Here is a 24,252-nt window from a genome sequence, read left to right as displayed (position 1 = left end):
CCACCGGCCGCCCCTCGGCGTCCGGCGCCGTCAGCTCGTCCAGGTCGACCCCTTCAAGTGCCCTCACAGCCTGCGGGGACAGTTCCCCAGAGATCGTCAGAGCCCCGGTCGACAGGTGCGCCCCACGGCGAGCAAGACGCGTACGGGCCGCCTTGTAGCCATCAGCCCCGGCCTGCTGCAGAAACCCCAGCAGGGGCGCACTCGCGAGTGCCACCACGCCGCCCGTCACCGCATCCCCCCACCCCTGGGGCGGCTGCGGGCCCACCCGGATACCCCGGCGCCACAGCAACACCCGGGCATGCGTCACCTTGTTACGGGCCTCCAGCTCCCACACTGCCGCCCGCACCCGAGGATCACGCAGCAACGGATGCCCGGCCGGAAGCTCATCGGTCAGCCAGTACGCGGCGTACATGTGCCCCTGCCGTGCGGCCGCCACGAGCAGCCGCAGCCCCTCGGCTTTCCGCCCCTCGTCCCACAGGTGACAGCCGACAGTGAACCCCACATCCCACGCGCAACGATCAGCCATAGCCCCGACGTTGCCCGACCCGTTCGCCGGCGCGAGGCCGAACGAAGGATTCGTTACTCGATCGGTCATGATCACCCGTCATGGCTCTTGGGGAGGATCGGAACGGCCAGTAGCGGGAGCGGTCAGCTGGTGAGCTGGCGGGGTACGCCGCCAGAGGTGCGGAGCTCCTGCAGGTCGGGGATGTGGTTGTAGAGGGTGCCGGGGCTGATCCCGAAGAGCTTGGCGATCGAGGTGATCGAGTGATCGGGGTTGGGCAGCATGTCTCGGGCGGCCCTAATGATGTCCGGGTTGACGACGAGGGCCGGCCGCCGACCTTGCCGCGGGCGCGGGCGGCAGCGAGGCCCTCGCGGGTACCGGAGACGATGCCGGACTTCTTGTCGGCGAAGATCCGGCGGCAGCCGGCCGCGGTGAAGGCGTCGAGCTTCTGTCCGCCGGTGGACACCCGGGCGTAGCCGATGCGGTTCTCGGTGCGGACGGCGGGCTCGGCGACCAGGAGTTCGAACTGGGCGTCTTCAAGTGGCGTGCTCAACCCTGGGGATCCTGTCAGAAAACGGCATCCTGGGGTTGTTGAATGCCCCGGGTTCTTGAAGGGGTTTTGAGGGCCCTGGAGGCTCTCCGGTGGCCCATCCGGCGCTCTTCCATAAACGAACGTTTCTGGGAATCATGCTGCGTCGAGTCCCTGGCCTTGATGCTCCGCTCGTCGAACTCCCGCCCCGGGCGTCCCGTCTCAGTGGACCTGGTCCCGATCTCAGGTGATCTGGTCCAATTCGCCTGTCGCCTCTCGGATGTCCACAGCTCAATGGCATGCACCTGGCCGGTTCTTGGCATCATGCGATGCCCGCCCATGCTTCAGCTCCGAATGTGCCCTTCACGTCGGAGGCGATGGTGGTGGCGTTCACCCTGGCTTGCAGGGCGTAGACGGTGGTTTTCCGTGTGCCACGGACGCTGAGATGCACTGGGCTGTCGCCCGGGTGGGCCGCGAGGATTCTCTTCAGTTCGCTCACGGACCGCTCCGTGACCCGGTGGGCGGGGAGTTCAAGTCGTACGGGAGGTTTCCCGCCGTGCTCGGCCGAGGACACGTCCAGCATCGTCAGCTCTCTGCCGAAGATGTTCACCGTACCGTCGCGGTCTTCGATCTTGCCTTTGACGGAGATGACGTTGTCCTCGGCCAGCGCGTGCTGCACGAGCTGGTAGGAGGCAGGAAAGAAAAGGACCTCGATGCTGGCGTCCCGGTCCGCGAGGTTCACGATGGCCCACGCGTTGCCCTGTTTGGTCATCTTCAGCTGGATGCCGGTGATCAGCCCGGAGAGCTGGACGTCTCCGTTGGTGCGGCCGGAGGTGAGAAGTTCGGCGATGGAACAGTCACGTGCTCCGGAGAGGATGTGCTCGGCGCCGTCCAGTGGGTGGGCGGAGACGTACAGGCCCAGCATCTCGCGTTCGGTCGCCAGGAGCTGGCGGCGGGGCCACTCGGCGTCGTCGATGGGGAAGTCCAGGCCGAAGGTCGGTCCGTCGCTGCCTTCTCCGCTGAGATCGGCGAAGAGGTCGTCTTGACCGAAGCTGGCCGCTTTCTTCACGGGAATGATGGCGTCGATGGCGTCGTCGTGGATGGCGGTCAGGCCCCTACGCGCATGTCCCAGGGAGTCGAAGGTGCCGGCTTTGATCAGGGATTCGACGGCCCGTTTGTTCAGTGCGGGCAGGTCGGCCTTGTCGAGGAAGTCGGGGAAGGAAGTGAACTTCCCCTTACTGCGGCGGGCACCGACGATGGCCTCGATGACGTTGTCGCCGACGTTGCGTACGGACCGCAGTCCGAACCGCACGTCGTCGCCGATGGCGGTGAACTCTGCGACGGACTCGTTCACGTCGGGCTGGAGGACTCGGACGCCGTTCTTGCGGGCGTCGGCGAGGTAGATCGCGGCCTTGTCCTTGTCGTCGCCCACCGAGGTGAGCAGGGCGGCCATGTATTCGGCCGGGTAGTTCGCCTTGAGGTAGGCGGTCCAGCAGGAGACGAGGCCGTAGCCGGCGGTGTGGGACTTATTGAACGCATAGCCGGAGAACGGGAGCATGACGTCCCACAGCGCCTTGATGGCTTCCTCGCTGAATCCGTTGCCCTGCATGCCGGCGTGGAACTTGTCCCACTCGGCGGCCAGCACCTCCGGCTTCTTCTTGCCCATCGCACGGCGCAGCAGGTCGGCGCCACCGAGGGTGTACCCGGCCAGTTCCCGGGCGATGGCCATGATCTGCTCCTGGTAGACGAGCAGATGAAAGGTGTTGCCGAGGATCGGCTCCAGGGCGTCGCGCAGTTCGGGATGGATCGGCGTGATCTCCTGGCGGCCGGTCTTACGGTGTGCGTAGTTGGTGTGCGCGTTCGCCGCCATGGGACCGGGGCGATAGAGGGTGTTGACCGCGGCGATGTCCTCGAACCGGGTGGGTTCCATCTGCTTCAGCAGGACCCGCATGCCGCCGCCGTCGAGCTGGAACACACCGAACGTATTGCCCTCGGCCAGCAGCCGGTACGTCTTGGCGTCATCCAACGGGATCACGACGGTGGAGGGATCGCCGTCCAGGGGGTCCACGGTGGCCAGGTTGATGCCACGGTTCTCGCGGATGTTCTCGATCGCCTGATCGATGACGCCCAGGTTCCGCAGCCCCAGGAAATCCATCTTGATCAAGCCCATCGCCTCGCACGACGGGTAGTCGAACCCGGTGATCTTCACGCCGTCCGAGGCACGCATGTGCAGCGGGATCCGGTCGGTCAGCTTCGTCTTGGAAAGAATCACCGCAGCCGCGTGCACACCGGTACCGCGGGTCAGGCCCTCCACCCCGCGAGCCGTGTCCATGACCCGCTTCACGTCCGGGTCGTTGTCATACATCTGCCGGAGCTCGCCGGCCTCGCCATACCGCTCGTGGGAGGGGTCGAAGACGGCCGCCAGCGGGGCTGACTTGCCGTTCTGGTCCGGCGGGAGCGCCTTGGTGATCCGCTCGCCGTGGGAGTAGGGATAGCCCAGGATGCGCGAGGAGTCCTTGGTCGCGTTCTTGGCCTTGATCTTGCCGAACGTGTTCACCATGGCGGTGTACTCGTCGCCGTACTTCTCGGTGACGTAGCGGACCATTCTGTCGCGCTGGCGGTCGTCGAAGTCGAGGTCCACATCCGGAGGGTTGATGCGCTCGGGGTTGAGGAACCGTTCGAACAGGAGGCCGTGCTCCAGAGGGCACAGTTCGGTGATGCGGGTGGCGTAGGCCACGATGGAGCCGGTGGCCGAGCCACGGCCCGGGCCGAGGGAGATCTTGTTCTCCCGGGCGTGGCGGCAGATGTCCGCAACGACGAGGAAGTAGGAGCTGAAGCCCATGGGGCCGATGACCGTCATCTCGGTCTCGAAGCGGTCCAGGACGTGCTGGGGAACCGGGTTCCCGTAGCGCATCGCCAGGCCCGTGAGGACTTCCTTCCGCAGCCACGACTCCTGGGTTTCACCCTCGGGAACGTCCGGGAACTGCGGCATCTCGTCGACGTAGTCGAAGACCTCGTCATAGGACTCGATGCGCTCGGCGATCAGCAGGGTGTTGTCGCAGGCTTGGGGAAGATCCGAAAAGAGACTGCGCATCTCGGCGGCGGTCTTGAGGTAGTAGCCGGAGCCGTTGAAGCGGAAGCGCTTCGGGTCATCCTTGTTCTTGCCGACACCGATGCACAGCAGGCTGTCGTGGGCGTCGGCCTGGTCCTCGGTGACGTAGTGCGCGTCGTTGGTGGCCAGGAGGGGGATGCTCAGCTCCTTGGCCAGCCGCAACAGGCCGTCGCGGACGTTACGTTCGATGTCCAGGCCGTGGTCCATCAGTTCCAGGAAGTAGTTCTCCCGGCCGAAGACCTCCTGGTAGGCCGCGGCGACGGCCTTCGCCTCGCCGTACTGGTTCAGCCGCAGCCGGGTCTGGATCTCGCCGGAGGGACAACCGGTCGTGGCGATGATGCCCTCTGGCCGCTCAGCGATCAGCTCGCGGTCCATGCGCGGCTTGCCGGCCGGGAACTGCCCCTCATAGCTGGCCTGCGTGCTGAGCCAGAACAGGTTGCGCAGGCCCTGAACGTTGTACGCCCACATGGTCATATGGGTGAAGCGGCCGCCACCCGAGACGTCTTTCGATCCCTCACCGTCATCGCTCACGGCACGGCGGCCTCCCGGCCCCCAGAACTCCTGCTTCCGGATGAAACGGGAGGAAGGCGCCACGTACGCCTCGATACCGATGATCGGCGTGATGCCCTCGAAGCCCTTCGCGACCTGCGCGAATTCATAGGCACCGAACATGTTGCCGTGATCGCTCATGGCGATCGCAGGCATCTGCTGCCGGGCCACCTCGCCGAACATCGGCTTCAGCTTCTGCGCACCGTCCAGCATCGAATATTCGGTGTGATTGTGCAGGTGAACGAAAGAATCCGGCACGAGTGAGTTGCCTCCGAGGCGAGTAGGAAGCCCCACCCCGACCAGAGCCGCGATGGTGACCTTTCCAGCGACCGACCGCACCGGCATCGGCATCGGCAGATGGGCGGGCTACTCGGTCCGTCGCGGTGTGATCGCGTGGACGGGGTGACCATCGGGATCGAACCTGCCTGCGCAATCGATCGGACCGAGCCCCTGAAGCGCTGCCCGCTGACCTGCCCGGCCTCCGGACATCGCGCCGCTGTCGCACCACCCCGCAACACCACACGTTGACCAGAGACATCAAAGCGGGCATTGCACAGGGGAATCAAACAACCATTTCACCTCTATGACTCAACCATTGGTTGATCACCTAGGATGGCCGGCGTGGACCTCACTGCCGTGTACACCTTCGTCACCGCCGTGGACGAGGGACAGTTCCAAGAAGCCGCCACCAGCCTGTCGATCACCCCGCAGGCCGTCTCCAAGCGCATCGCCGTGCTGGAGAAGGACCTCGGCGTGCAACTGTTCAGCCGCACAGCGCGCGGGGCCCGGCTGACGATCGACGGCCAGGCGTTCCTGCCCCACGCCCGGGCTCTCCTCCAAGCCGAGGAGCGGGCAGCCGCTTCCGTACGGCCAGGCACCCGCCCGCTACGCGTCGACGTGATCGGCCGACAGCTCTCTCTGGCAGGACTGCTGCGTGACTTCCATCGCGCGCCCCGAGGTCGACCTCGATGTGGTGACCCTCTTCGACTCCGCGGCGGCCATCGCCGCCATCCGGTCCGGAACGATCGACGCGACCTTCCGCGCCGTCACCATGCCCGGGCGCCAACTCCCCGACGGCATCGAGGCCACCCCGGTCTTCGACGAGCCCCTCCAGCTGTTCACCGGACCAGCCCACGAGTTCGCTGCCGCTCGCAAGGTCACCCCCGCCCAGCTCGCCGGGCGTCGGATCTGGATGCCCGGCAACGTCCCCGGAACCGAGTGGGCCGCCTACTACGACGAACTTGCCACCGCGTTCGGGCTCACCATCGACTCGATCGGCCCCAACTTCGGCATTGAGCCCCTCCTCGACACGATCGCAAGCTCCTCGACGCTGGCGACCTTCGTCAGCGAGCGAACCCCTCTCGTCTGGCCCGCTGGCCATGACCTGAGGCGCATCCCCCTACACAGCCCGATCCCGGTCTACCCGCACTCACTGCTCTGGCGCACCGACAACCCGCACCCTGCCCTCACCGCGCTCCGCACCCACCTCAGCTCCGCATATCCCGGTCGCCCCGAAGGCGATAACTGGACACCGAAGTGGGCTCAACGCCCTCCGAGTTAGGCCGACGACAACGACACCACGAGCCGACGGCCGGAGGAGATGTAAGGGCGTCTCGCTTCCCTACTCCTCGTCGTCCTCGTCCAGGCTGTCGATCCTCTCTCTCGTTGCGACATGCGGATGGCTGTGACGTGCAGTGTTGAGAGTTCATGTAGGAAATCTTGGTCCTACTGTTGACCTGGGGTGGTATGCACATGTGGGCTTGTCTGCTGTGCGATAACGTGCGGGTCCTCAATGGGGGAGTCGGTATGCCCGGCGTCGATTCCGTCGTCTTCGCCGCCCCCGCTACAGCGTCATCGACGCCATCCGGGCCATCGGCCGCGGCCTGCGCCAGCCCCCGGGGCGGGCAAGAAGACCACCTTGGTCGTCCCGGTCTACCTGCGGCAGGGTCTGAGCACCACCGGCCTGCTGAAGGGCTCCGCCTTCGAGAACCTGCTCACCCTCTTGCAGGCCCTGCGCGCCGACGACACTCCTTCATGGATCGCATCGTCCTGCCCGCCCGCAGGAACGGCGGCAGGGCTCCGGCCGGGACCGCCTTCTGCGCCCGTCCCGAACGGGCCGCGCAACTCGCGCGTGCCCTCGGCCTGGAGATCACTGTGCCGGCCTCGGCACCTGGGAGGAGTCCCACGCCTGCGCCCACCGCTGCCGAACCGCCTTCGGACACCTCGGCGTTCTTGCCGGCTGCACCGATCCCGGTGGCTTCGTCCTGGGCGGGTGTCTGACCAGTCTTTGCTTGCGACGCCTTGTGGGCTGCCTGCCCGCCGAGAGCAAACAGGCCCTGGACGCCCTGGCGTGATGGGGGCGGCGCCGGCCCGCACATTCCAGTCCGTGCTTGAACATGCCCGCGTCTGGGCGGGCGTGCACGGAGACCTCTGCGTTCCTGTCAAGGATGAGGTCGGCGGCCATTGGCTGGGCTCCTGGCCGGCCGCTCAGCGCCGCAGAGCCAGGACCGGCCGCCTTCCCCACGGGCACGGCCAGGCGCTCGAGGCGATCGGCCCCGGCTGGAACCCGCCCGGGACGGACTGGCATCGCCGCTGCATCCGCGCCCGCACCCTCGTCGCGACGACCGGCTGGGAGCCCGCCGTGTCCTCCACCAGCCCCATCGGAGAGCACCGCGCCATCGTGAACCGGGTCCTGGCTCAGCGGCTGCCTTCTTGACGCGCCGAGCCGCCGGACGCGGTCCGCGTGCTTGGCGAGGCCTGCCCCGGCTCACCGCAGAGCGCGCCGGCGCCGACACGGCCTGGGTCATGCGCGCGCTGGCCCAGGTCCGGCTGGTGGTGCCTGCATGAGCCGGGCCGATGGTGCCCCTGCCCGCAGCCCCTGTCCTTGTGCCGGCGTGTGCCTGTCCTGATCGCTACGGGCGCCGCCCGGCTGTTCGTCGCACTCAGGCCGCACCGCTTCCGCCGTGTCCTGTCCGTAGTGGGGCGCGGGGCCGCTCCCGCCACGATCTCTCGGGCGCTCGCCGCACGCGGGGCCGTCGTGGCGCTGGGCGCGCGCTGCGCCGGGAGGGCTGCCTTCGGCGTTCTGTGGCCACGGCGCTGCTGTGCCGGATGCGCGGGGTCTGGCCGCACTGGTGCACGGGGGTGCGCACGGCGCCGTTCCGCGCGCACGCCTGGGTGGAGGTCGAGGGCCTTGCGGTGGGCGGACCGTACTGGCTGGGGGAGTACCGCCGCATGGTGGTGGTGCCGGTTTGCCGCAAGAGGGGCTGCCAAAAGAGCAGTCCTGAGGCCGGTGGGCCGGCGGTCGCAAATTGGCGGTCGGTCACCGGTCCTGGGCGAGCCGGTAGAGCTCGGCGCCGTGCGCGGGGTGCTTTCTGTCCGGATGCTTCCAGCGTGTCCGGGCGCGGGCTGGGCAGGGCTGTGTGGAAGGGCTCTTCAAGCCCCGCCGGTGCGGAACTTACCGATGGTTGGCCTGGTGAGCCTGAAGCCTGAGGTGCTGCTGTCGTTGTGGGTTGGTGGCCTGTGCGTGGGCTCGGCGCGGTTCAGCGGGGGTCAGGCTGAGGTGCTGGTGCGGACGGGAGGGCGGCCGTGATGCTCACCGGCCGGCGGATGCGCGTCCTTCGCTTCGCCCGTGAGTGGGTCGCCGGGTACGGGGGCCCTTCGGTGTGTGAGGGCGGGCAGGCGGCCGGCCTTGTCTCCCGTCCATGGTTTCCTGCCAGCTGCGGCGGGTGCGGGAAATGGGAGTGGCTGTGGAGACCTGCGGCCGCCTCAGCGGGCGGTGCCCGTACTGCGGGCTCCGGCCCGGCGAGGGCCCCGTCACAAGGGCGGTTGCCGGAGCCCGGTAGCTGTCCGCGGAACCGGACTCGCCAACAGTGTCACTACAGCCCGGGTTTCAATGCTTGGGTGACGTGGTCTGGGCCGTTTCAGGTGCTGGAGGGAAACGGTCCGTGGCCGGCTGCCGGGGCCGCGTCGCTTGTTTCGGAGCTAGCTTGCCCTGCGCTGTGCTGCTTCGATGCGGGTGTGAGGTGCCTGTGCATCGTCGAGCAGGGAGGTCTCGTTCTCCCCGGGGTCCGGGGACTGGAAGGGGTTGGTCGCCGGAGGCGGCGATGGCGCAGTGGCATAGCGGGGCGCGCCTTCCGGGGCGGAGAACAGCGAGGTCGGGTCGATGAGAGGTCTCCCATGGGTTACAGGGTCATGAAGGTGCCTGGTGTGCCGTGAGCGGGCACAGCGGTTCTACAGCTTGCTCATCTTGGCGTATGGGCTCAGGATCCGCTCCTGAGCCGAACCGAAATCCACGAGCGCCGCGATTCCCTCCTCGATACCGAGCACCCGGCCGAGGCCGTACATGTCGTGGGTGACCTGGTCACCCACGGCAAACTGCTTGGGGGACGGTGCGACCGGGGCCTCGAAGGGGCTGGTGGACAGATGGCGCTTTGGTGCAGCTGATTTTGTCATTGCCACCAGTATGGGCCCCCCGTGTACCGCTCGGTGCAGCTGTCCGCGTCCGGTGTTCGTCACAGGGGCCGGACGGCGAGAAGTGCGCCTGGCGGAGAGAGGCTGGAGATTCCTGCCGCCGGCCTCGTGGGACTTCGACACGGGGTACGGAAACTGTGTACCGCGCATCCCGGCGCGCCCGCGCCTGGCGTATGCGCTCCTGGTCCTCCTCCTATGTGAGGTAAGGGCGCTGGTGGTGCATCCCGCGCTGCCGGTGCGCCGCAGCCTGCGCCGTGCCCTTGCGCGGCGTGCGGCCCGCCGCCCGGTGGATGCGCCGGCCCATCCCCGTAACAGCACTCCTGTGCCTTTGGTGTCTTTGTGATTGTGGTGCTCGTCGTCGGTCTCGGTCACTGATCGCACAGCGGGCCGCCGGAACACCAGTCTGCTCCGGGGGGCGCTGCCGGCTGGTCCTTCCCGGCGGCAGCCGTCATCAGGATGGCCGGTGCCAGGAGAACACGGGGCACGGCCCAGACGCGGCCGACCCTCACCCCGGGAACAGCGGCTTCGGGCGTGGTGGTCCCGCAGGCCGCCAGACTGTGCGCCGGCATGCTGTGCAGTGGATACGGGTGCGCCGGTCGGTGTGAAGATTTTCGCCGCCGCACCATTGGCATGCCGTCGATGGCATGTTTCCCCCTTGTCGTGGTCCTGGTGCTCTTCTCTGCGACCACTGAAAACAGGGCCCGGCGTACGACTTCGCCGGGCTTGTCGACGGCGGCGGTCGCCAGCTTGAAGAGGATGCCGCAGGCGTACCCCGAAGCCGTCGCGGCGGCCCGCGCCGACTTCGCCGGCCTCCAAGGCGTCGATGGCCTCCCCAGCCCGCGGCGTACCCGTATTCGCCGTCCCGACGACCCGGTCACGCCCGAGGAAGCCGGACTTCGGCAGCACTTTCACGACCAGGTTCTCCAGGACGCTGTGACCGGGTAGGCCGGCAAGATCAATCGCTTGGCGCCAACCGCTGTTGCGTTGTTCCCCGGGGCCGTTCCTTGTCCCTCCTGTCGCTTGGCCTGGTCTTTCCCCTGAACGGACACCGCCGGGGCCACAGGGCTTGTGATGAGAGCCGGGGCTTCCTGCCGGCCGGCGGCGGTAGGCGGGGTGCCGGTAGGAACCGTGTCACCGGTCCTGCTGGCTTATTCCGTGCCCGCGGGGCCGGCGGCTCGTTGGCCGGGGCAGCGGCGGCCGTCTTGGCGTTCCCCGTCGCGGGCGGGGTGTGGAACGTTGATGCGGCCAGGGCCGTGGCCGTGGCCGAAGGTGACCGAGCTGACCGCGCGAGCGGCTAAGGAGTCGCTGACCACCTGATCTGCCCGCGGTTGGCCGGGGCGAGGGCCAGCGCGGCCGCCGTGCCCACGGCGAAGGTCAGCTTCTTCATGCCCGCCCAACCCGCCCGCCCGCCGTCGTTCGGTGGCGGGTCTCACTCCCCACCACCCGGGCGTGCGACGACGACCGGCGGCGCAGGGGGAAAGGGGGGATGCCGCCGCTCGAACGACGGCACCCCCGATCAAGCAGCGAGTCGCCTGGGAGCACGCGTGACCGACTGTGCCGCGTGCAAGCTGCGCCAGCTGGCCATGTCGCTCCTCCCTGGGACTCAGGGGCCCGCCCAGACCAACGGACAGGTGCCCACTCGCCGGGGCATAGCCCGCAGCGATGAGTAGAGAGTGCCCCTCGTTCGCCGGCCATCTGCCTCAACTCGGACTCACTCGGACACATCCGCGACCCGCCTGGCTGTTCACGCAGGTCAGGGCCTCATTGTTCAGGTCGGCCAATGGATTGTTCAGCGGTTCCGGACACGAATCAGAACTGTGCCGCACTTCTATCTCCGTGGCGTGGATTCAGGTTCAGCACTGGCAGCATGGGGCCCTTCTCAATTCCCGGGCCACTGTTGCCAATTGAGGAATTGGGCGTCCATGATGCGGGGGATAGCGCCGACAGCGGGGGTAGCTCGAACTGCCCCCAGTGGCCTTGTGCTGCCGTTGAGCGCTGCCCGCCCAGACCAACGCATCGACCGGAAGGTGTCCTCATGGACGGTCGCCTCAGCGCGTGGACGTACACGCGCCCGTGCCTCCTCGCCCACAAACCCGCAGCAGGGGCATCCCCCGCGGAATCCGCAACACCAGCTGCCTACTGCGTGACGCCGCAGGCCGCAGCAGCCATCACTGCGACGGTCGTCATCGTCATCGTCCTGGTGGCCCTCGGGCAGGTGCCGGCCGTCACCCTGGAAGCCCTCGTGGCACTGCTGGGGATCTGGCGCCTCACCACTCGCTCTTCCTGAATTCGGATCACTGCAGGCCCCACTTCGGTGGGGCCTGCCCTGACCGCGATCCAAGGAGGAGCGGTGCCAGGAATCGAGAAACCCATCGCCGAGGGCGTCCCCTACGCCGAATTCGCACTCGCCCTTCGCGCCCTGCGGACGCAAGCCAGAATGACCTACGCGCGCATGGCAGAAGCGACCAGCTATTCCCGGGCGACGCTGTCGCAGGCGGCCAACGGCAGGACACTGCCGACCTGGCCCGTCACCCGCGCCTACGTCGAGGCATGCAACGGCGACACGGCCGAGTGGGAGACCCGCTGGACTGAACTGGACCGCACTGCCGACCCGCCCTTCGGCTTCGACAAGGCACTCGCGTCCTGGGCGCTCGATTACCAGCGACACCCCGACCCGTCGGGCGTCAAGACCACCGCTGAGTTCATGGAGGCCCTGCGCAAACTGCGCGCTCACGCCGGCCTGTCCCTGCGCGAGATCGAGCGAATCAGCATGCGGAGCTTCCCGTCCCGCAGGCCCGGAGTCACGATGGCGCTGGCCAGCTCAACCCTCAGCGACATCCTGAACCGTGAGGTCCTCCCCAGCTGGGACTTCACCAGAACCTTCGTGACGATCTGCTACGGCCACCGACGCGGCTTGCGCGGCACAGAAGCTGACTGGATGGCCGCCTGGAACCGGCTCGACGCCTACCCCCAGTGGATCCGGGTTCCCCGACCCGCAGCTGCGTCGGCAAAACCACCACCGACCGACGTAGCCCCGGCTGAAACGAAGCGGCGCCGTTGGTGGCAGATGCGGGCGCGGCGCTGAGGACATCCTGCGGAACCGGGCCCGGATCCTTGCTTGCCGTACTTGATCACCGTCGTTTGCGGCCGGTGACGATCCTGCTGGCATATTCGGTCACGCGGCGGGGGAGAGGCCGGGGCGGGCAAGGTGACTGACGCGGGTGCGGTCGAGCGGGTGGCCGTTCCACCAGGCACCGAGGCGGATGAGGTTGAGCGCAACGGCGGAAAGACGTGCTCCAGGCGGGTCTTGTGGAGACCGAGGCGGCGGGCACGTCTGATCCCGGTGACCGCGACGGCCTGGTGGATGGTTCCCTCGATGCCCGTGCGCATTCCGTACTTGGCCCGCCACTGCTCGTCGCCCTGCTGGAGGCGGGCATGGCCGAGGACTTCTTGCACCTCGCGGGTTGCAGGGAGAGGGTCCGGCCGCCGCTCTTCGAGTGGGTGCACCGGTCGCGCACCGGGCCGGGCGACATTCCACACCCCACCCGCGGCCAAGAACGCCAAGACGGCCGCCGCTGCCCCGGCCAACGAGCCGCCGGCCCCGCCGGGCACGGAATAAGCCAGCAGGACCGTCACCAGCCGCAAACGGCGGTGTTGAGTCCTTGGGCCTGGCATGGCGGGGCGGTTCGGCGGCATTGGCCGGATCGGCCTGCAGTGGGAACGCGAAGCAAGCGCGGGCCCGGGGGTGATGCGCTCCCAGCTGCAGCGCATCACCCCCGGGCGTCAGATCTGTCGCCGGCGCCTCACCCGCTTCGGCGGGGCCGGGCGGGACTTGCGGCTCTGGATGCCGTGGATGACGAGCATCATCGCCTGGACAGCACCGGCAACTGCTGTTGCCAGGGCAAGCACTTCGACCATGCTGGAGACCTCTTCGTTCTGTGAGGAGGAACGCCCTGGCGCGCGTGGCCAACGAGAGACAGGGCAAACCGATGACTGTGGGGTCGCTCAGCAGCGGCCCCACAGTTCACGACACCAGCGCGGACGGTTTTCTGGCGAGCAGATATGACGGGCCAAAAGAAAATCATCTGCCCAGCTCAAGAGAGGTACGAGTGGCGGAGAAAACCCCAGAAAAGAGGGAGGGGGCAGGCGGCCGCAGCAACTCGTCGAGCGGCGGCCGAGACTCGTATGGGGAGACAGAGCTGGTGAAGCTGGGGGTTCCGCGTCCCCGGATCAATCTGAGCGTGGCGCTACGCGCGCTGATAAAGGCCACGGTGGGGAGCCAACGCGCGGTGGTCAAGGCCGTCGGGCCGGCTCTGAGCGACGACTCGTTGTCGAAAATGCTGAATGGCAAGACCCCCATGGAACGGTTCCAGTTCGACAAGATTGTCGAAGCCTGTCTTCCGAAACTGCCACAAGACGAGCAGCAGGGGCGACGCCAGCAGCTGGAAGAGCTGTGGGATCTGTGGGCGGCGGCGTCCACAGAGAGCGCCGCGGTTCCACAGCAGCAGGGCAGTTCGTCCGAGGCTCCTGGGCTGCCCGTCCAGCCTGAGGCGCCCGCCGTCTGGTCGATGCGCACATTGCGGCAGGGCCAGGAGCTGCCGCGCCGGACCCATACCAAGATGTGGGAGTTCTACGGGCTCGAATGGCCTCTGGAGGAGACGCCGGGCAGAAGGAGGCCGCGTCTTTACGTGAGCACCGGCCTGATACTGGTGTGCGCTGGCCCGGTGTACTACGTACAGGACACGACGTGGCTGCTGATCGTGCTCGGCCTGCTCTGGCTGCCGATCCTGGCCACCGAGATCCCGCAGCAGTTACGGCGCTACCCGCTCCGGCACGTCCGCGGAACGCCGCCGGAAGCGACCCGCCTGCCCACACGCTGGCGGCGCCCGGGGCAGCCCGAGATCGCCTGGTACGTGGGTGATGAGGACCTCGAAGGCGTCACGGCCGTACTGTCCGCCCGCCCCTCCGACCGCCTGAGTAACTACCGGCCCGCGACCGGGTGGCTCCGACTGTCGAACGCCACCCCGGGCATCCCGCCTGAGTAACTACCGGCCCGCGACCGGGTGGCTCCGACTGCCGAACGCCACCCCGGGCATCAAGGTGCGGTGGGCCATCGAGGACATCACCCACGGCAGTCTGCTGGCTCAGGGAACTCTCAGCGGGCGCACGCGGATCGTGAAGCTCGACCCGGCTTTGAGTCACTCCAGGCACCTGCACCAAGACGCCCCGCAGCTGATCGGCGTCCTGCTCGCGGTCGGCTACGGAGCGGGGAAAGCCAAAGTGTCCTGGCACGCCCCCGCCACTTACGCCTTCACGGGCCGCTTCACGGGCCGCTTCACGGGCGATTCTCCCGCGCTGGGCTGGTGGCTCATCCTGCTCGACCGGCTCCTGCGGAATCGGGCCGACCGCAAGTACCGCCGTAACCGTCGGGACCGGGCCCACCCTCAGGTGATCAAAGAGCGGCGCGCCCTGTCGGGAGGCCGCAAGCGGACCGGGACAGCACTGCGGAGGGGAATCGCGCGCCGGTGGCGGCGGTGGCGGCGGTGGCGCCTGCAACGGCCGCTGCTGTGCACACTCGCACTCGCGACCACCGCGGCGTCCGCGGTTGCGGCGACGGCCGTGGGTACGGCCGTCGCCGCAACCTTGCTCCGTGGCGAACAACATCCGTTGGCCACAGCCGTCTTCGCCGGCCTCGGCATCCTCCTGGCCGTCCTGGCCACTGCCGGGAACTTGCTGGTCCACCCCCACCGACGCAGGTGGATGCTGAACGGATTCCTGGTCCTGGCCGTCGCGGGCACCTTCGCGCTGGCGTTCTGGTACCCCGGATACCTGCCGTGGCTCAAGGACTGGGGTACCGAACTTGCCCGTCTTCTCCAGAGAGAAGGCGCCGCTGTGAGCACCGGCCTCAAGGACTGAACACCACCGTTTGCAACTGGTGACACGGTTCTTACCGGCACCTCAACTCGCCCCTCGAGCGATCGATCCTGCAGAAGTGACACGTCCAAGACCGTCGTTACCGGCCCTGGACACGCACACCGGGTGACCGCACCAAGCAGGCCCCGCCCATCCGGGCGGGGCCTGTCCGTGCTCAGACCTGAGCGTGGCTGACGCGCCCTCAGAACGGCCCCTGGCGGCCCGGCAGGGTCTGTTCGACGTCACAGTTGTGCCGGACAGATCGTCCGGCCCCTTGGGTGCGCGTCGCTGTGTGCCGGCCAGCTGGCCTACAGCGCCAAGCCCGTTGACCGGCCCGGCGTCGGGCGTTCCCGGCCGCCCGCTTCAGCCCTGCCCGGCCAGGGCAAAGGCCGCCCATGCCGAGCCGGACGCCGCCGGTCAGCCGCCGCCGGGACCACCACCCTGTCGAAAATGGGTCTCCGGCATCCGGTTGTCGTGATTCAACGGTTCCTTCGTCCCCAGGCGGGCCCAGACCAAGAACGTCCCCAGTCCCACAGCCAGCAGACCGACCGGAACGAGTATCGCAAGAGCCCACTCGGGCATGCCGCCTCCCCTTAGCGTCACCTGACCTGCCAAGCGCCGTGCCACCACGGTAGAGCCCACCACTGACAACGAAGCCCAGGAAAGGCGACGGCCCCTCAGATGAGGAGCCGTTTCTCTAAGCGGTGCAGGTCAAAGGCTCGCCGGTTGTGGTGGATCCGCCACAGCCGATGCGGTGGGGTCAAGAGCGGGGAGCAGGCAGCGATGCGCTGTCCCCGGCGACGGGGGAGTCTGCCCGGCAGCCAGCCCGGGCACGTACCTGTACAGCGTGTTCCGCAAGACACCCAGCAGCTTCGCCATGGACGAGCCGTGTTCTCCGGACGGGCCAGGAGCGCAGGAGCGTGCCGGATCTTGTCCTCACCCATGGCGGGCGGTCGGCCGAGCCGAGCCCCGCGCGCCCGCGCCCGCGCCCGCGCCCGCGCCCGCGCCCGCGCCTGAGTGAGCCCCTCGTGCCTACCTGCACGATCAGCTCCTTGATGAATTCGGCCAAGGCAGCGAAGGCATGAAACACGAGCCTGCCGCCGGGCATCGTGGTGCCGAGCGCTTCGTGCAGCGACAAAAAGCCGACACCGCGCTTCCGCAGACCCGACACGACCGCGATCAGGTCCTGGATCGAGCGGCCGAGCCGGTCCGGGCTCGGGACGACAAGGGTGTCCCCGGGCCGTACGTAGCCAGGCACTTCCACAGTTCCTCGCGCTCCGCAGTGCGGCCGGACTTCTTGTCCGCGAAGATGCGGGCACAGTCCGCACCTTCAAGCGCGGCGAGCCGGCGATCAAGTTCTGGCCCTTGGCCGAGACACGGGCGCAGCCGATGCGGGCGCCGGCCGTGGCGTTCGCCCAGAACGCCTGGAGGGCGCCGTCGTCGGCCTCGGTCCAGTCGGAGAGTGCGGCCGTGGGGAGACCGTACAGAAAACGGCCCCGGCTCGTTCTTGAGCACCCCGACCTCGTGAACACCCTTTTTGAACACAGCGGATGAGGGTTCGGCCGGCGCGCCGGCCTCTGAGGCGGCACTGTCCAAGAACCGATCGGTTCCTGGACAACGCTGAAACACAGACCCGGCACGGTGGGTGCCCTGGCCGCCACCCGCCACCCGCCACCCGCCGCCTGGTCAGAGGGTGTCTGCGAGCAGGACGCCGCCGTATGTCAGGACGAACGCCAGCAGGAGGTACACCGGCACTACCAGCAGCGGCGCGAAGCCGATGAGCGAAAACGGAATCCGGCGACCGGCCTTGAACCTGCCGCGCGGGCGCCGCACTTCCGCTTCCAGGTCGAGACGTTCCGCGGCGCGCCCGGACACGGTCACGCCCGCGTTGGCGGGTTTGTGGAGCAGCGCTCTGCGCACGGTGGCATCGACGGTGTCGTGGCTGCCTTTGAGTTTGTTGAGGATGACCCGCACGCCGTGGGCGTCGGTGAGAATCAGCCGGTCGTCGGTGGGACCCTGGGCGACCACCTCGATCCGGCCGACCTTGGTGAGCCGGGCGAGGTCGACGGTGCGCCGCCCGGTCAGGGTGCGCACGGACAGCAGGCCACCGTCGTGCAGCCGCGCGTGCCAGCCAATGTGGGCGCAGAAGGACACCAGCGCGCTGAGGGCGAGCGAGACCCAGTTGAGCATGACGAAGTCGTCATCGATGAGCCGGGCCCGCACCAGCAGGCCCGTCACCACCAGGACCGCGGGCGGAAGCAGGGCCGCCACGAGGTCGGCGGCCCTGCGGCCGGTGCGTCCCTGGCCGGCGAATATCGCGATGCTGTCACGGGAATGGGCAGTGCCCTTTGCCGAGTTGGCTGTCATGGCGGTGCACGCTATCGCGCACTGCATTCGCCGGCGCGCCATTCGCCGGGCAGGCGGTTTGGTCCACCTGCACTCAGCCAGTGGCAATCGAACTCACTGACGAACTGGTCGCACTGGAACAGGTCGCCTGGGACGAGATCCAGGCCGGCGCCCTCACCGTGGACACCGCCGAGGCCGTGTGGGTCGCCGTTGCCGCTCATGCCGAGGCAGACACAGACACTGGCGAAATTACCTGCCCGACATGTCAGTCAGTCCACGCACTCGGCTCGCCTCCGTGAGGAGGTTCGTCGGGCAGTTCCCTGGCGGAAAGCCGCGCGTGAGGTCGTTGCGGTAGCCCGGCTGTCGCGGCGGTCTCGGGCGCCGCATGGTGGGGATGCTCCTGCGTTGGCAGCTTTGTCAGCTCCGCCACCGTGCGCGGTTGCCCGTTGAGCAGCTCAAGGAGGCGGTCCGCGCGGGTGGGGACCGCCAGTCGACGCCCCACCCATCGACCCGGTAGCCCGGTATCCGGTACTTCGCCAACAGGCACCAAGTGATGGTCATTGCCCCTCTTCTTGGCCGCGATGAGACATCGGCGTTCACACACCAAGTGCTCCCCGGTGCGATGAAGGATTCGACAGCCGCATACGAGGTGGTGGATGCGCTGTTCATCCGCCCTGACGCCGCGGCCGTCAAGGTACACGCCCAGTACTTGACGCTCACTGGTCAGCCCATCGGGAACCCGGGCACTGCGCTCTACGTCATGGCGAAGGAAGACGGGCAATGGCGCCTGGCCGCCTGCCAGAACACGGAAATACCTGACGTCTTACCCGACAAGGGCCGTACGGGTCGGGCGAGTTGTCAAGTGACGTCCTGGGCCCGTGCGCTCACTCCCCGGTCCGCCGCGGCGCCGGCGGGCAGACGGCGCGCGGGTCGGCGAGTCGGCGGGGCAGCTCCGGATTGTGCCGCAGCGCGTCCAACACGACACGCACCGCCGCACGAGGCGGTGAGCCGCGGCGGATGGCCGCCGTGATCGTGCGCGTCACAGGGGTCGCGAGCTCCCGGGTCGCGACGCGATAGCGCTGGTCGACCGCCAGGCCGGGCAGCAGCGCGATCGACAGCCCGGCCTCGACGTGCTGCAGCGTCATCATGTAGTTGCTGAACCGGCACACCACCCGGGGCTCAAACCTCGATTGACGGCACAGCCGTAGCGCGAGATTCGCCATGTACGACTGTGGTATGTCGAACGCCCACGGCTCGTCCGCGTAAGCCGCGAGGTCCACGGCACCGCGCCCGGCCGCGGGATGCCCGGCCGGGACCACCAGCACGATCGGGTCCGTGGCCAGCGGTACGAGGTCGAGGTCCGGCCCCAACGGCAGCTCGTCGAAGTCCGTGGTGGTGATGATGACGTCCGCGTCCCCGACCCGCAGCGCGGGCATGCTCGCGTGCGGCTCCAGCTCGAGCAGCTCGACGTCCAGATGCGGATGCTCGCGTGCCAGCCGGGTCACCGCCGGCACAGCCATGGTGTGGATCGCGCTCTGGAATGCCCCCAGCCGCACCAGCCCGGCCGGTTCTTGGCCGAATCCGCGAAGCTCCGCCTCGACGGTGTCCATGTGATCGAGGATCGCCCGCGCCCGCCGCGCGAGGATCAGCCCGGCCGAGGTCAGCCGTACCCGGCGTCCCGTCCGTTCAAGGAGCTGTGTGTGCGTCTCGGTTTCGAGCACGGCGAGCTGCTGAGACACGCTCGACGGGCTCAGGTTGGCAGCTTGGGCGACTGCCCGGACGGTGCCCAGTGTGTCCAGCTGACTCAGCAGCCGCAGCCTCCAAGGGTTCATCATGCCTTCATTGTTGTGCGGTTTCACCGAACAGCACAGCCGGAATGGTGAGATGGACGTGCCGCTCGAGGGCGGCCTAGCGTCGGGGACATGACTGTTTCGACCACCACCCCATCGTCCACCGCGACCTTCTGGGCCGATGCCGAGAGGCACCTCGTACGCTACGGCGGCGAGTTCACCCGCGAGATCATCGACCGCGCGGCCGGGAGTTTCCTGTACACCGCGGACGGCCGGAAGATCCTCGACTTCACCTCCGGCCAGATGAGCGCGATCCTCGGCCACTCGCACCCGGAGATCGTCGCCACCGTCCAACGGCAGGTCGCGACGCTCGACCACCTCTACAGCGGCATGCTCAGCCGCCCGGTGGTCGACCTCGCCCGGCGGCTGGCCGACACCTTGCCCGCGCCTCTGGAGAAGGCGCTGCTGCTGACGACCGGCGCCGAGTCGAACGAAGCCGCCATCCGGATGGCCAAGCTCGTCACCGGCAGGCACGAGGTCGTCTCGTTCGCGCGGTCCTGGCACGGCATGACGCAGGCCGCCGCGTCCGCCACCTACAGCGCGGGGCGCAAGGGCTACGGCCCTGGCGCGCCCGGCAACTTCGCCATTCCGGTGCCGAACGTGTACCGGCCCGACTTCGCCACCGCCGACGGTTCGCTGGACTGGCACCGCCAACTGGACTTCGCGTTCGACCTGATCGACGCCCAGTCGACGGGGAGCCTGGCCGCGTGCCTCGTCGAACCGATCCTCAGCTCGGGCGGAATAATCGAGCCGCCGGCCGGGTATTTCGCGGCCCTGCAAGACAAATGCCGGGAACGCGGCATGCTGTTGATCCTCGACGAGGCCCAGACCGGCCTCTGCCGCACCGGGACCTGGTACGCGTTCGAGCGCGACGGTGTAGTCCCCGACATCATCACCCTGTCGAAAACGCTCGGTGCGGGACTGCCCCTCGCGGCCGTGGTCACCAGCGCCGAGATCGAGCAGGAGGCGCACGAGCGCGGGTTCCTGTTCTTCACCACACACGTCGCCGACCCGCTGGTGGCAGCAGTCGGCAACACCGTCCTCGACGTCCTGACCGACAACAAACTCGACGAGCGTGCCCACTCGCTCGGCGCGTTCCTCCGCCACGGCCTGGCGGACATCGCCAGGCGCCACGAGGTCGTCGGCGACATCCGCGGCCGGGGCCTGTTGGCCGGGCTCGAACTCGTCGTGGACCGCGAGACGAAGCAGAGCTCGGACGAACTGGGCGCGCGGGTCACCCGGCGTTGCCTCGAACTCGGTCTGCACATGAACATCGTTCAGCTCCCCGGCATGGGCGGAGTCTTCCGGATCGCGCCGCCCCTGACCGCCACCGAAGACGAGCTTTCGCTCGGCTTGTCGATTGTGGACACAGCGATCGGCGACGCCTGCGCCGGCCTCTGAGCATGCTGGTGCTGGTGCAGGCCCGAAGCCCCGCCTGACCTCTGCGACCGGCTGGGTGGCTCCCGGCGACCTGCCGGCCCCCGGCTCTGGCCTTGACGCCGGTGTCAAGGTCTAGCGTCTCGGGTGAACAGGGAGGAGCCGCCGTGCGGATCGGGGAACTGGCCGAGCCGGCCGGGGTGAGCACAAGGTCGCTGCGTTACTACGAGGCGCAGGCACTGCTGCGGGCCCGGCGGGCCGCCAACGGCTGTCGCGAGTACGGGGACGAGGACCTGCGGATGGTGCGCAAGATCCGCTCGCTGCTGGACCTCGGCTTCGGGCTGGAGGAGACCCGGCCGTTTGTCGAGTGCCTGCGTGACGGGCACGAGACCGGCGACCGCTGTCCCGACTCGATCGCCGTCTACCAGCACAAGCTCGCCGAGCTGGACGCATGCATGACCCGCCTCGGCGAGGTGCGCGAGCGGGTCGCCGGGCAACTGGAGAGGGCTGTCGAGGCCCGCTTCGCCGATCCGCGCTGCGAGTTCTCCCCTGGAGTTCCGGATGATCTGAACCAGTCCGCCCGAGAGCAAAGGACGCCCTGATGGCCACCACCGAACCTGCCGTCGTCACCGTAACCGACGACACCTTCGACCATCTGGTCCTGCGCAGCGCGCGGCCCGTCCTCGTCGAGTTCTGGGCACCCTGGTGCGGTCCGTGCCGCCAGCTGGCGCCGGTTCTGGACCAAATCGCTCATGAGGAGGCCGATCGCCTGACCGTCGCCAAGCTCAACACTGACGAGAACCCCGCCACGATGATCGCCCGCAACGTTCTTGCCGCACCCACCCTGCAGCTCTACCGCGATGGCGAGCTGGTGAAGGAGATGGCCGGCGCACTACCGAAGCGGCGGCTGATGCAGGAACTGGAGGACGTCCTGCCGCACGTCGTGGAGACGGAGCAACTGCAAGCCGGTCAGTGACCAGGCGGCTGCGCAGCCGCACCGCCGGCTTCCGGGGCAGGATCGATGCGGCGTTGACAGTCGCCCGTGATCGTTCGCGGCGCTCAGAGGGATGTCCGGGCGGCCTGCGGTACGCCGGTCTCCGGAATCCGGGTCCCGTGCCGCCCACCCGAACCCGCGAGTCGCCGGCGGACAGCTCGACCCGTAGTTCGCCCGGTCGGCCCCTGTCCGCGCCCTGGTGCAGGACGAGAACCGACTCCTCGGGGACCAGGCCCAGTTCGCGCGCGTACGACCCGAATGCCGCGGCTGCGGCGCCCGTCGCGTCGACTCCGAAAGCTGGGGACGCCACGGACACCACGAGCACGGGGCCACCGCGGCCACTGACCGCCCCTGAACCACCAGTGAAACCTGGCTGCTTGTGCCGGCCACAGTGCGCCGCAGGGTCCGGAACCTGCGGCGCACCACCAGGTCCCACCGGCCGATCCGTCCATGACATCAGCCGGCACACGCGCCGAAAGACCGGCCCTCAAACGCAGCTATACCTTTCTCGGCCCTGCGTCGTTCTCAGAGCGCGTTGGCTCGCTGTTCAGAAACCGATGGCGCCCTCAAGTGATCAACGCACCACCCACGGATGATCATGCGATCGTGGAGGTACAGGTGCGTGACTACGGGCTTTCGCCGGCTCAGCAAAATGAGATCTGGAGGCGCTGGCGCGAGGGGCAGTCGTTGTACGGGGCGATGGTGTACGGCTCATGGCTGCGGAGCGTGAACGTGGGTCTGTCACCGGCCTGGTGCACTCTGCCGGGCCCGCTGGCGCCCGGCCCTAGCCCCGCGAGAATCGCGGTGTTCCTGTCACTGGCTGCTGCCGACGTGTTGGTGATCGTCCTGCCGGTCCCACCGCTCAACCATCTCGTTCAGCTCGCCGAGCGAGGAGACCTCGGGGACGGGAACGAAGCGGATGCGACGGAAATAGCCGATCTGGCCTTCGACTCCGCCCTTCTTTCGATGCCGGGCCGGCAGTAGAAGCTCTTGTTGGCCCTTACGATGCGCTGGGACAGGATGGCGGGCGTGACTCTCAAGTACCCGTGCGTGTGCTGCGGCCGCCTGACGATGGACGATCCGCCCGGCTCATACGAGATCTGCCCAGTCTGTTTCTGGGAAGATGATGACCTGCAACTACGCTGGCCGGACTGGGCGGTGGGCGCGAACCGGACTTCGCTGATCGAGGCACAACAGAACTACCAGGCTTTCGGGGCATGCGACGAGCGGTCCGTGGAGCATGTCCGTCCGCCCGGAGATCACGAGCCGCTGGACCGGAGCTGGCGGCCCATCGACCTTGAGCGGGACCACTTCGAGCCCCAGGCGGTTCAGCTGGCTGCGTGGCCCGACGACCGGACTGTCCTGTACTGGTGGCGCTATCGGAACACGGGCTTCTGGCGGCCGACCGCCGGATGACGCCTCGGAGCTTGACGGCCGTGCGTTGGGCAGGCATAAGCGAGTTGGACTAGCGGCTTCTACGCTGGTGAACACTGTGATCGACGCGGACGCCGAGCGTCTGCCGCTGCTGACACTGAACGAGGCACTGCGCTTGCCGCCCCATGCCCGAATCGCCTTACGGCTGGCTCGCACCCGCGACGGGCAAGAACCCGGTGGGATGCGAGCCGGTTCGGGCTACACCGGTTCGTAGTCCAGGTCGGTGTCGGGACAGGTGGTGGCGAGGTCGCGGAGGGTGTTGCGTTCGGTGTGGTCGATGGTGAGGTTCCAGCGGAGTTTGGTGGTGACCCAGTCGGTGAGGTAGGTGCAGCGGGCCTCGGCGGCCGGCGGCATCCACTGGGCCGGGTCCTGGTCGGCTTTGGAGCGGTTGGTCCTCGCGGTCACGGCGATGAGGGAGCGTTCGGCGTCGAGGTCGTTGGTTATCTAGTGTTGTCAAGACTTAACGCAGGTCAGTGGCTTGCGCAGGTTTAAGGCATGTGAGGCAAGTTGTGCAGTCTCGGGCTGCCGCTGCGCCTGATGGCACCTTGTGAAGGGGCATGCCTCGGTACTTTCTTCACCGGCCCCTACGGCACCTTCTGTCTGGACATGGACGTCCGGCTCGACCTGGGGCCGGCCCTGACCGTGCTCACCCCCTTACCCCGGCGGACGCCGCCACCGGACCAGCCACAAAGCTGCGATGAAGGACTTGCCGACCTCACCGGCCCCTGCATGAACGAGGCCGCCTGGCGGAGGCGTGAGGGGTCGGCTCACGCTGTCTATGCGCGATCTGAACGTGGCGTGGCGGTGCCGTCCGGGGTCGTTTCGGTTTTGGTGTAGAGGACCTCGCGGCCCTGCTCCGCGGCGCGGATGAGCCCTTCGCTGGTGAAGTCGAGGAAGCGGGCGGCTTTCTCGAGGCGGGTGGCGGCCGGGGTGCCGCGGCCGAGGATGCCGACGCCCTGCCGTGCGGTCTCGATGAACTGGTCGTTGTCCCGGGCGCTGCGGATCATCGACCGGTACCAGAGGTCGTCGTCGACGACGTAGCGCTCGCGGCGGCGCTCGTCGCGTTCCCGGCGGACGAGGTCCAGGCCCTCGAGGAACGTGATCGCTTTGGAGATGGACGCCGGGCTGACCTGGAGGCGCTGGGCGAGTTCGGAGGCGGTGAGGCTGCCGGTGTCG

The 24,252-nt window shown here is 68.2% G+C and carries 23 protein-coding genes and 4 pseudogenes; 15 read left to right on the top strand and 12 right to left on the bottom strand.

The genetic code is table 11. The annotated features are described in order from the left end of the window. The 3 genes from AB0D04_RS36680 to dnaE all read right to left on the bottom strand — a co-directional run. Window positions 1–526 (bottom strand): hypothetical protein (locus AB0D04_RS36680; protein ID WP_362711741.1); only part of this gene is annotated, 526 nt, incomplete at its 3' end. A 122-nt stretch (window positions 527–648) separates the two neighbouring features. Continuing rightward, window positions 649–786 carry a hypothetical protein gene (locus tag AB0D04_RS36675; RefSeq protein ID WP_362711740.1) on the bottom strand — a complete coding sequence of 46 codons (138 nt, stop codon included), beginning with the start codon at window positions 784–786 and terminating at the stop codon, window positions 649–651. A gap of 567 nt (window positions 787–1,353) precedes the next feature. After that, window positions 1,354–4,950, bottom strand: coding sequence for a DNA polymerase III subunit alpha (gene dnaE / locus AB0D04_RS36670; protein ID WP_362711739.1), 3,597 nt, complete (start codon window positions 4,948–4,950; stop codon window positions 1,354–1,356). Window positions 4,951–5,313: 363 nt separating this feature from the next. Here dnaE and AB0D04_RS36665 point away from each other — a divergent pair. The 3 genes and pseudogenes from AB0D04_RS36665 (at window position 5,314) to AB0D04_RS36655 (ending at window position 8,181) form a co-directional block, all read left to right on the top strand. Next, window positions 5,314–6,253: pseudogene (locus tag AB0D04_RS36665) on the top strand (LysR family transcriptional regulator). Window positions 6,254–6,484: 231 nt separating this feature from the next. After that, on the top strand, window positions 6,485–7,408 hold the full coding sequence (locus tag AB0D04_RS36660) for a helicase associated domain-containing protein (protein ID WP_362711738.1): 924 nt from the start codon (window positions 6,485–6,487) through the stop codon (window positions 7,406–7,408). Between the two features lie 140 nt (window positions 7,409–7,548). Next, entirely contained in the window at window positions 7,549–8,181 is a 633-nt protein-coding gene (locus AB0D04_RS36655; protein ID WP_362711737.1) for a lasso peptide biosynthesis B2 protein, read from the top strand. 741 nt (window positions 8,182–8,922) lie between these two features. Here the strand turns inward: AB0D04_RS36655 and AB0D04_RS36650 are convergent. Beyond that, a complete protein-coding gene (locus AB0D04_RS36650) occupies window positions 8,923–9,144 on the bottom strand; it encodes a hypothetical protein (RefSeq protein ID WP_362711736.1) in 222 nt (73 codons plus the stop codon). Window positions 9,145–9,918: 774 nt separating this feature from the next. On the opposite strand from AB0D04_RS36650, the gene AB0D04_RS36645 reads away from it, so the two are divergent. The 3 genes from AB0D04_RS36645 to AB0D04_RS36635 all read left to right on the top strand — a co-directional run bounded on the left by AB0D04_RS36645 (window position 9,919) and on the right by AB0D04_RS36635 (window position 12,247). After that, the gene (locus AB0D04_RS36645) at window positions 9,919–10,107 is read left to right on the top strand and encodes a hypothetical protein (protein WP_362711735.1); all 189 of its coding nucleotides are present in this window, start codon (window positions 9,919–9,921) and stop codon (window positions 10,105–10,107) included. A 1,090-nt stretch (window positions 10,108–11,197) separates the two neighbouring features. After that, window positions 11,198–11,449, top strand: a complete 252-nt coding sequence (locus AB0D04_RS36640) for a hypothetical protein (RefSeq protein WP_362711734.1) — start codon at window positions 11,198–11,200, stop codon at window positions 11,447–11,449. Between the two features lie 63 nt (window positions 11,450–11,512). Further along, entirely contained in the window at window positions 11,513–12,247 is a 735-nt protein-coding gene (locus AB0D04_RS36635; RefSeq protein WP_362711733.1) for a helix-turn-helix transcriptional regulator, read from the top strand. 263 nt (window positions 12,248–12,510) lie between these two features. Here the strand turns inward: AB0D04_RS36635 and AB0D04_RS36630 are convergent. Together AB0D04_RS36630 and AB0D04_RS36625 are read right to left on the bottom strand one after the other, a co-directional pair. After that, a pseudogene (locus AB0D04_RS36630) lies at window positions 12,511–12,837 on the bottom strand (hypothetical protein); the annotation flags it as partial. A 108-nt stretch (window positions 12,838–12,945) separates the two neighbouring features. Then, window positions 12,946–13,080, bottom strand: a complete 135-nt coding sequence (locus tag AB0D04_RS36625) for a hypothetical protein (RefSeq protein ID WP_362711732.1) — start codon at window positions 13,078–13,080, stop codon at window positions 12,946–12,948. 284 nt (window positions 13,081–13,364) lie between these two features. Between AB0D04_RS36625 and AB0D04_RS36620 the strand changes: the two genes are divergently transcribed. Together AB0D04_RS36620 and AB0D04_RS36615 are read left to right on the top strand one after the other, a co-directional pair. Beyond that, the gene (locus AB0D04_RS36620) at window positions 13,365–14,207 is read left to right on the top strand and encodes a hypothetical protein (RefSeq protein ID WP_362711731.1); all 843 of its coding nucleotides are present in this window, start codon (window positions 13,365–13,367) and stop codon (window positions 14,205–14,207) included. A 55-nt stretch (window positions 14,208–14,262) separates the two neighbouring features. Beyond that, a complete protein-coding gene (locus AB0D04_RS36615; RefSeq protein ID WP_362711730.1) occupies window positions 14,263–15,078 on the top strand; it encodes a hypothetical protein in 816 nt (271 codons plus the stop codon). A gap of 757 nt (window positions 15,079–15,835) precedes the next feature. Here AB0D04_RS36615 and AB0D04_RS36610 read toward each other — a convergent pair. Together AB0D04_RS36610 and AB0D04_RS36605 are read right to left on the bottom strand one after the other, a co-directional pair. Continuing rightward, entirely contained in the window at window positions 15,836–16,333 is a 498-nt protein-coding gene (locus AB0D04_RS36610; RefSeq protein WP_362711729.1) for a recombinase family protein, read from the bottom strand. A gap of 428 nt (window positions 16,334–16,761) precedes the next feature. Beyond that, window positions 16,762–17,442, bottom strand: coding sequence for a hypothetical protein (locus AB0D04_RS36605; protein WP_362711728.1), 681 nt, complete (start codon window positions 17,440–17,442; stop codon window positions 16,762–16,764). A gap of 80 nt (window positions 17,443–17,522) precedes the next feature. On the opposite strand from AB0D04_RS36605, the gene AB0D04_RS36600 reads away from it, so the two are divergent. Further along, complete coding sequence (locus tag AB0D04_RS36600) at window positions 17,523–17,720, top strand: hypothetical protein (RefSeq protein ID WP_362711727.1); 198 nt, start codon at window positions 17,523–17,525, stop codon at window positions 17,718–17,720. A gap of 254 nt (window positions 17,721–17,974) precedes the next feature. Beyond that, window positions 17,975–18,226: pseudogene (locus AB0D04_RS36595) on the top strand (SgcJ/EcaC family oxidoreductase); the annotation flags it as partial. Window positions 18,227–18,305: 79 nt separating this feature from the next. Here the strand turns inward: AB0D04_RS36595 and AB0D04_RS36590 are convergent. After that, window positions 18,306–19,256 (bottom strand): LysR substrate-binding domain-containing protein, encoded by a 951-nt coding sequence (locus AB0D04_RS36590; protein WP_362711726.1) that lies wholly within the window; start codon window positions 19,254–19,256, stop codon window positions 18,306–18,308. An 87-nt stretch (window positions 19,257–19,343) separates the two neighbouring features. Between AB0D04_RS36590 and AB0D04_RS36585 the strand changes: the two genes are divergently transcribed. From AB0D04_RS36585 to trxA, 3 genes are all read left to right on the top strand, one after another. Then, window positions 19,344–20,672, top strand: a complete 1,329-nt coding sequence (locus tag AB0D04_RS36585) for an aspartate aminotransferase family protein (RefSeq protein WP_362711725.1) — start codon at window positions 19,344–19,346, stop codon at window positions 20,670–20,672. A 143-nt stretch (window positions 20,673–20,815) separates the two neighbouring features. Next, window positions 20,816–21,250 carry a MerR family transcriptional regulator gene (locus tag AB0D04_RS36580; protein ID WP_362711724.1) on the top strand — a complete coding sequence of 145 codons (435 nt, stop codon included), beginning with the start codon at window positions 20,816–20,818 and terminating at the stop codon, window positions 21,248–21,250. Further along, on the top strand, window positions 21,250–21,624 hold the full coding sequence (gene trxA, locus AB0D04_RS36575; RefSeq protein ID WP_362711723.1) for a thioredoxin: 375 nt from the start codon (window positions 21,250–21,252) through the stop codon (window positions 21,622–21,624). The genes AB0D04_RS36580 and trxA overlap by 1 nt, the downstream gene beginning before the upstream one ends. A gap of 133 nt (window positions 21,625–21,757) precedes the next feature. Here trxA and AB0D04_RS36570 read toward each other — a convergent pair. Then, window positions 21,758–22,099: pseudogene (locus AB0D04_RS36570) on the bottom strand (PhzF family phenazine biosynthesis protein); the annotation flags it as partial. Window positions 22,100–22,248: 149 nt separating this feature from the next. Here AB0D04_RS36570 and AB0D04_RS36565 point away from each other — a divergent pair. Both AB0D04_RS36565 and AB0D04_RS36560 read left to right on the top strand, forming a co-directional pair. Then, a complete protein-coding gene (locus AB0D04_RS36565) occupies window positions 22,249–22,626 on the top strand; it encodes a hypothetical protein (protein ID WP_362711722.1) in 378 nt (125 codons plus the stop codon). A 36-nt stretch (window positions 22,627–22,662) separates the two neighbouring features. Continuing rightward, window positions 22,663–23,058 carry a CPCC family cysteine-rich protein gene (locus AB0D04_RS36560; protein ID WP_362711721.1) on the top strand — a complete coding sequence of 132 codons (396 nt, stop codon included), beginning with the start codon at window positions 22,663–22,665 and terminating at the stop codon, window positions 23,056–23,058. 216 nt (window positions 23,059–23,274) lie between these two features. On the opposite strand, the gene AB0D04_RS36555 is transcribed toward AB0D04_RS36560, so the two are convergent. Together AB0D04_RS36555 and AB0D04_RS36550 are read right to left on the bottom strand one after the other, a co-directional pair. Beyond that, window positions 23,275–23,481, bottom strand: coding sequence for a hypothetical protein (locus tag AB0D04_RS36555; protein ID WP_362711720.1), 207 nt, complete (start codon window positions 23,479–23,481; stop codon window positions 23,275–23,277). 371 nt (window positions 23,482–23,852) lie between these two features. After that, a partial coding sequence (locus AB0D04_RS36550; protein WP_362711719.1) for a MarR family transcriptional regulator occupies window positions 23,853–24,252 on the bottom strand: 400 nt, incomplete at its 5' end.

Source organism: Streptomyces sp. NPDC048483, assembly GCF_040651455.1.
GTDB lineage: Bacteria > Actinomycetota > Actinomycetes > Streptomycetales > Streptomycetaceae > Streptomyces.
Note: the sequence above shows the minus strand (reverse complement) of the source record. Positions and strands in the feature narration are given on the sequence as shown.

What these genes read in the sequence shown, in the direction of transcription:
- AB0D04_RS36650 (WP_362711736.1), bottom strand. Translation starts at nt 9,144, where the DNA reads ATGACAAAATCAGCTGCACCAAAGCGCCATCTGTCCACCAGCCCCTTC.
- AB0D04_RS36585 (WP_362711725.1), top strand. Translation starts at nt 19,344, where the DNA reads ATGACTGTTTCGACCACCACCCCATCGTCCACCGCGACCTTCTGGGCC.
- AB0D04_RS36560 (WP_362711721.1), top strand. Translation starts at nt 22,663, where the DNA reads ATGGCGGGCGTGACTCTCAAGTACCCGTGCGTGTGCTGCGGCCGCCTG.
- AB0D04_RS36625 (WP_362711732.1), bottom strand. Translation starts at nt 13,080, where the DNA reads ATGGTCGAAGTGCTTGCCCTGGCAACAGCAGTTGCCGGTGCTGTCCAG.
- AB0D04_RS36655 (WP_362711737.1), top strand. Translation starts at nt 7,549, where the DNA reads ATGGTGCCCCTGCCCGCAGCCCCTGTCCTTGTGCCGGCGTGTGCCTGT.
- AB0D04_RS36605 (WP_362711728.1), bottom strand. Translation starts at nt 17,442, where the DNA reads ATGACAGCCAACTCGGCAAAGGGCACTGCCCATTCCCGTGACAGCATC.
- AB0D04_RS36660 (WP_362711738.1), top strand. Translation starts at nt 6,485, where the DNA reads ATGGGGGAGTCGGTATGCCCGGCGTCGATTCCGTCGTCTTCGCCGCCC.
- trxA (WP_362711723.1), top strand. Translation starts at nt 21,250, where the DNA reads ATGGCCACCACCGAACCTGCCGTCGTCACCGTAACCGACGACACCTTC.
- AB0D04_RS36590 (WP_362711726.1), bottom strand. Translation starts at nt 19,256, where the DNA reads ATGATGAACCCTTGGAGGCTGCGGCTGCTGAGTCAGCTGGACACACTG.
- AB0D04_RS36675 (WP_362711740.1), bottom strand. Translation starts at nt 786, where the DNA reads ATGCTGCCCAACCCCGATCACTCGATCACCTCGATCGCCAAGCTCTTC.
- AB0D04_RS36640 (WP_362711734.1), top strand. Translation starts at nt 11,198, where the DNA reads ATGGACGGTCGCCTCAGCGCGTGGACGTACACGCGCCCGTGCCTCCTC.
- AB0D04_RS36645 (WP_362711735.1), top strand. Translation starts at nt 9,919, where the DNA reads ATGCCGCAGGCGTACCCCGAAGCCGTCGCGGCGGCCCGCGCCGACTTC.